Genomic DNA, 5856 nt, shown 5'->3' with positions numbered 1-5856 from the left:
ACTACCATTACTACCATTCAAAGAGTCCCCAGAGATACTACGTGCGGTTATTGGGAGTATGGTGAAAAGTTTGATAAGGTAGGAGAGTGTTGTACTTTTATAGGCCCTACACAAACGGAAACAGATGGAATATGCGGTGGTCTTGAGCACTGTAACAATCTGGGGTTGTATGGGACAGACAACTGTAATCAGCATAGTCAATACAAATGTAATTACGGCAATTACGTAACAGATTCTTCAGACAGGACAAAGGTTTATTACGGCTGGTGGGACAATACGCCCCGATCTGACCGTAAGCAAAAGAATTTTCCAGATGATTGTACCATTTATGAATACCATACCGCATATCACACTCTTTCTACCCAGAAATTTTCTGAGGGGGCATATGGGGGATTAGAGACCGTTCAAGAATTAACCAATATTGAAGCGGGGGAAGAATACACTTTTGAGGGCTTAAAAGCGGGTAAATATTATTTAGAAGTCAGCTCCGCTGATTGTGTTGGCGAAAGTGCTTCGGCCTATAAGACCGTAGCATCGCTGGGAGAAATAACCCAAAAAGACCCTATTAGTATAGACCCGGAGAGTGTTTCCGGCACGGGCTATAATATCAAATATACGGCATCCGGCAGTAGCGGAGGGCCTTTTACGTATAGAAACATCAGCAAAACCCCCTCTCAAGGTAATCATGCTACTTCGGGCAGTTCCATTACGTTCACAGATCTAACGCAGGATACGGAACTCACGTTTCGGATAGAGGAAAACGGGGGCTGCCAGCAGGATTTTACGGAAACTCCCTTTTCGGACTATGATCCTCCGGCATTCACGGATGTAACCACTAAGGATATAGAATGTCGCGGAAACAATACAGGAGCCATTGAATATGAAGTTTCTTATGCTTCAGGATATTCCGGTACCGTACACCTCTATAAAGATGGGGTAGAAGTTGGGAGCAGAACGGCTTCATCGGGTTCTTTTATGGGACTCGCCCCAGGGGAATATACGATAAAGGTTTTTGACACTAAATCCTGTTCCGGAGGTTGTAGTTATGCTCATGGAAGGGTTTTAACGCTTACCGAACCGGAAGCGGTCTCAATAACCATTCCGTCTGACAGAGTAACCCATGCCCTTGGTGTTGGCATTCCAAGTGGTTCTTTTGAATATCAATTAGGCCCCTTGGAACGTGGTGCAAGTTATGATGTGTTTATTTCCGGGCCGATTCCCGAAAGTTTATTTTCTGTTTCCGGGTCTTCAGATTTTTCCCTCCAAACCCATCAAAACCTTTTGGCGGGGACCTATCAAGTACATCTCAGCAACAATTGTTTTAGCATTTCAGAAACCATTGAAATACAAGAGCCGGACACCTCCCTTTCGGTTGTGGCAGAGGGGTACGCGACCCGCTGTTTTGGAAGCAGTAACGGACGGATAGAAGCCCGTGCTTCCGGTGGCTGGGGCGGATATAAATATGCCCTCTACGATGCCGATAATATTTCACAGCTCAAAGACTATACACGCTTGAATGTATTTAAAGACCTCTCGGCGGGCGATTATACCGTGAGGGTTGAAGACCGTTATGGCGCGTCAATTTCCTTTCCGGTAACGGTTTCGTCTCGCGAGCAACTCCGGATTACGCAGACCGATGTTTTTGAACGGGACCAAGACGGAAACTGTCTTACCCCTGTTTCTGTCCACACTCTTAGCTGTTTTGACAGCAGAAATGCGTTTTTGACCGTTCAGGCCGAAGGGGGTGTTTTGCCCTATCAATATAATTTCAACAACACCTCTTATAGCAACACCGACACGCTGAAGCAGGTTGAAGTTGGGATTTATACAATTACGGTCAGAGACAGTTTGGGATGTCAAACCTCCCCGACCACTATTTCCGTTACCGCCCCGGACACGCTCAAAATTTCTTCCGAAGTTTTGCAATCCGTCCAATGCGAAAATGATGCCGTTGGAAAAATAGCGGTAAGCGTTACGGGAGGCGTTCCATTCTATCGGTTCAATGCCTCTATCAATGCCGAAGACACCTCTATTATAGCCGAAGGGCAGGTCCAATTATATGAAAACCTTTTATCCGAAAACACCTCGGGGTATCGGTTCAATGTTCAAGACCAAAATGGATGTGAGGCAGTTGCCTATCAGCCTCTTATTCCGGAAGGGCTATTTGAAATAGAAACAATAGAATTTACGGAAAAGTTATGCAATAAATCGGATAGTGGAAAAATTCATTTCCGTCATAAAGACGGAGTGAGACCGTTTTCCTACCAGTGGCGATATTATCAGCACCAAGAAGATGACACTGTTGGGGTTTCCCTTGAGGCTGATACCTTATTGGAACAGCTGTCAGCGGGCATATATACGGTTGTTATTACCGATGCAACGGGCTGTAGTGGCGAGTTTGATTTCTTTATAGGCGGACAAAAAGACAATCCTCTGAAACAGATGATTGAGGTTGAGCCCCTTACCTGTTATGGTTCGGCTAACGGTCTGATACGCCTCAAAGCCGAAGGCGGGAAAAAAATAGCTTACGGAGCATCGTTTCCCGGTTACACCTTTACGATAAACGGTACAACCACCATATATTCGGAAGAGATAATTCCGAAAGATTCCATTATGCACGTTACGGTTACGGACGCTTTTGATTGTGAGATAGACACCACCGTTCATGTTATAGAGCCGTCTCCGCTTCAAATCAGCCATGTTTCGCAAAAAGATATTGTCTGTAAATATGCTTCTACCGGCGAAGTGGTGGTGGCGGCTGTTGGTGGAAATGGGGGCTATCAATATGCCCCTTTGGGAGGCATATTTTCTCCCGAAGATACGATACGCGGACTCCCTGAAACACAAAAATCTATTATAGTACAAGACCAAAAGGGCTGTTCAGACACTCTGTCAATCCAATTTTGGCAGCCGGATTCATTGCTCAATTATCGTTTTACGATAGATACCATTGTTTGTAAAGGCGAAACGTCCGACTTTCACTATGAGGTTTCGGGCGGTTTGGCAGACTATGACATTCGTTTTGATACACTGGAAAATTTGCCCGAAGCAACATCGGTTTATGGGCTTTATGCCGGTGAGTATCATTTCAAAATAACCGATTCTCTTGGGTGTGTTATAGAAGATATAATAACGATTGCTGAACCGGAAAGCCCCCTTTCTGTTTCGGTTGATAGTATCCAAAATCTGAACTGTTTTGAGTCTTCCGACGGAAAAATATATCTCAGCGGACACAACGGTTGGGGAGATTACCGGTATTCCAAAAACAGTCTAACAGACTCTGACTTTCAGGTATTACCGGTCTTTGATGGGCTTGATTCCGGCACCTACCGGCTCTATATACAAGACCGTGTGGGGTGTATAGATACCATATATCAGTATATTTCACAACCAGATTCTTTAGATTATACCCTCTTGGAAAACCATGCCGTTACCTGTACCGGTGCCAAAGATGGCCAACTCAAAGTTGCTGTTGAGGGCGGAACGTTTCCTTATAGCTATTATATTGGAAATGACACACTGGCTTTGAACTCTGACTCTCTCATAAAAAACATTTCCGGTGGGGATTATAAACTTTTGATATTTGATGCTCATGGATGCCGAAGTTTTGAAACGCCATTCACAACCTTAGAATCTGCCGAAAAATTTGTAGCATCGGTAGATTCAACAAGCCTTGCCACCTGCGGCGTATCCGATGGAAAAGTTTATCTGACATTTACCGGGGGGACTGCTCCGTTTTCTATTCCGTCAAGGAATTTTTCAGTCAATCATATCAATGGGGTCTTGGACAGCGTTTTTGCCGGAAGCTATACTATGGTGGCAACGGATTTATATGGCTGTAAGAGCGTCATACAACCGGAAGTAAAAAATCCACAAAGCCCCGATTTAACAACCAAAAACCTCTCTGAAACTACTTGTTCTTACTCGCAAGATGGAGCCATTTATGTAGCCTCTCAATATGTTTCTCCTCCGAAAAGTTACAAGGTTTGGACTGCCGATAGCACGCTCGTGTACGATGTTCCCCAAACACATTTCAGCGGGTTGCTATTTTCCGACACATTAAAGCTTTTTAAAGGCGATTATTTTGTGGTGGCACAAGACGAGAAACTCTGTCTTTCACAAACACACTTTACCATTAGCGGACCAGAGAGAATAAATACATCTGTTGATTTCACAGAAGAAACGTGTACAGACTATGCCGATGGAATCATACAACTCAAAACCATTACCGGCGGCACAGCCCCCTATTCATACGTTCTTCAAGATTCTAATACCGCTGTCTCATCGGTCTATACAAAACCCCACACATTCAAGAAACTGGGAAGTGGTGCGTATAACTTCCGTGTAACAGACGCACACGACTGTATTTATAATGCTCCGAAAATCACTTTCAGAAATCCGGACACTTTAAAGCTCCGTGTAGCACAGGTTCAAAACCCGATATGTTATCAACAACCGCAAGGAAAGATAGACATGAAAATAACCGGAGGAATAGAGCCCTATAATTTCCAATGGGATGACATTCAATCCACTGCAACAAGCCGGGAAAATTTAATGGCAGGGATTTATTATGGATCTTCTATAATAGATGCTAGAAACTGTAAACGTCAAGCTATTGTAGATCTGAGAAATCCGCCATCTATACGACCCAACGTTGAGCGTCTGTATGTCTTGTGTGATGGCGATGTGGCAGAAATTGATATGCTCAAAGGAAACAACGAAACAACCCAATGGTTTTCAGAATCGGGTCGTCTTATTTCTCAGGAACAGCGTATCAGCCTCAAAACAGCAGGAAACTATTTGGCAGTGAGAGAAGATACGGTCAGAAATTGTCGAGAAGCAGCAAAATTTTCAATAGAAACAAGAGATTTATCTTTTGACGGAGCATTTTTAGCTTCATCGGAAATAACCGCCGACAAAGAAATAACCTTTGTTGATGTTTCTTGGCCGGTCCCTGACAGTATCCGTTGGGATATATTAGAGGGAGGGTTTCACATAAAAGCCCGAAGTAATTATAGCTATACCATTTTGTTTGATACGGCCGGCGTTTACAATGCCATTCTGACGGCCTATAAAGATGGGTGTTCTAAAACGGTTGAAAAAGCCATCATCGTGGGACCTCCCGAAACGGGTTCAGATGACTTTTCAGGCAGTGAAACCTTTGTTCAACGCGCAAATCTGATACAAGAAACCCTTTACCCCAACCCAAACCAGGGAGCATTTACGGCGGAGTTTCTTTTTGATGCCCCGGCCGCTCTCAGTCTCAGAATTGTTTCACTGGAAGGGAGAGAAGTATTCCGAAACCAATATTCGGAAAAAATGCACCACAAAATTCCGCTGAAACTCGCTCTGCCTTCAGGCTCATATTTTTTGTTTGTTGTCTATCAAAACAAAAGTAATGTGATAAAGTTTTTGGTTCACTAATGGGTATCAATGAAAAACGTTTTTAGATACACCCTGTTTTCCCTCTTTTTGTTTTTCGGAACAATCCGAAATATCTATGCCCAAACCCTTCAAGGGATAGGGAAATATGATGGAAAAGTCATAAAAATCAGATGGAGTTCTTCTGATCTTTCAGTACTTAATACGGGGTTCAAAAACGGATATAAAATAGAAAAAAGACCGCTATTTACTGATCGTTTTGAATGGGTCAATGGTGGTAAAAATGTTTTTCCTTTTACCCTATCGGCGTTTGAAAGAGCCTTTCAGCAAGACAGTTCGGCTGCCATGATAGCGGAATTGGTGCATAATCCGGAGAATCGTTTAAGCCTTGGAAACGGACTGGAAGATGCGGACAGAATCAGCAATAAACTCATGATTATTCATTATCTCTCAGAAATTGACTCTCAAAATGCC

Annotated in this window: 2 protein-coding genes; both read left to right on the top strand. The window is 43.5% G+C overall.

Features of this window, described 5'->3' with window-relative positions; genetic code table 11:
• Positions 1–165 precede the first annotated feature (165 nt).
• On the top strand, positions 166–5424 hold the full coding sequence (locus tag QNJ43_RS26455; protein WP_300475004.1) for a T9SS type A sorting domain-containing protein: 5259 nt from the start codon (positions 166–168) through the stop codon (positions 5422–5424).
• Positions 5425–5433: 9 nt separating this feature from the next.
• Positions 5434–5856 (top strand): hypothetical protein (locus tag QNJ43_RS26450; RefSeq protein WP_300475001.1); only part of this gene is annotated, 423 nt, incomplete at its 3' end.

Origin of the sequence: Breoghania sp., from assembly GCF_030066895.1 — a bacterium.
Taxonomy (GTDB): Bacteria; Pseudomonadota; Alphaproteobacteria; order Rhizobiales; family Stappiaceae; genus Breoghania.
Note: the sequence above shows the minus strand (reverse complement) of the source record. Positions and strands in the feature narration are given on the sequence as shown.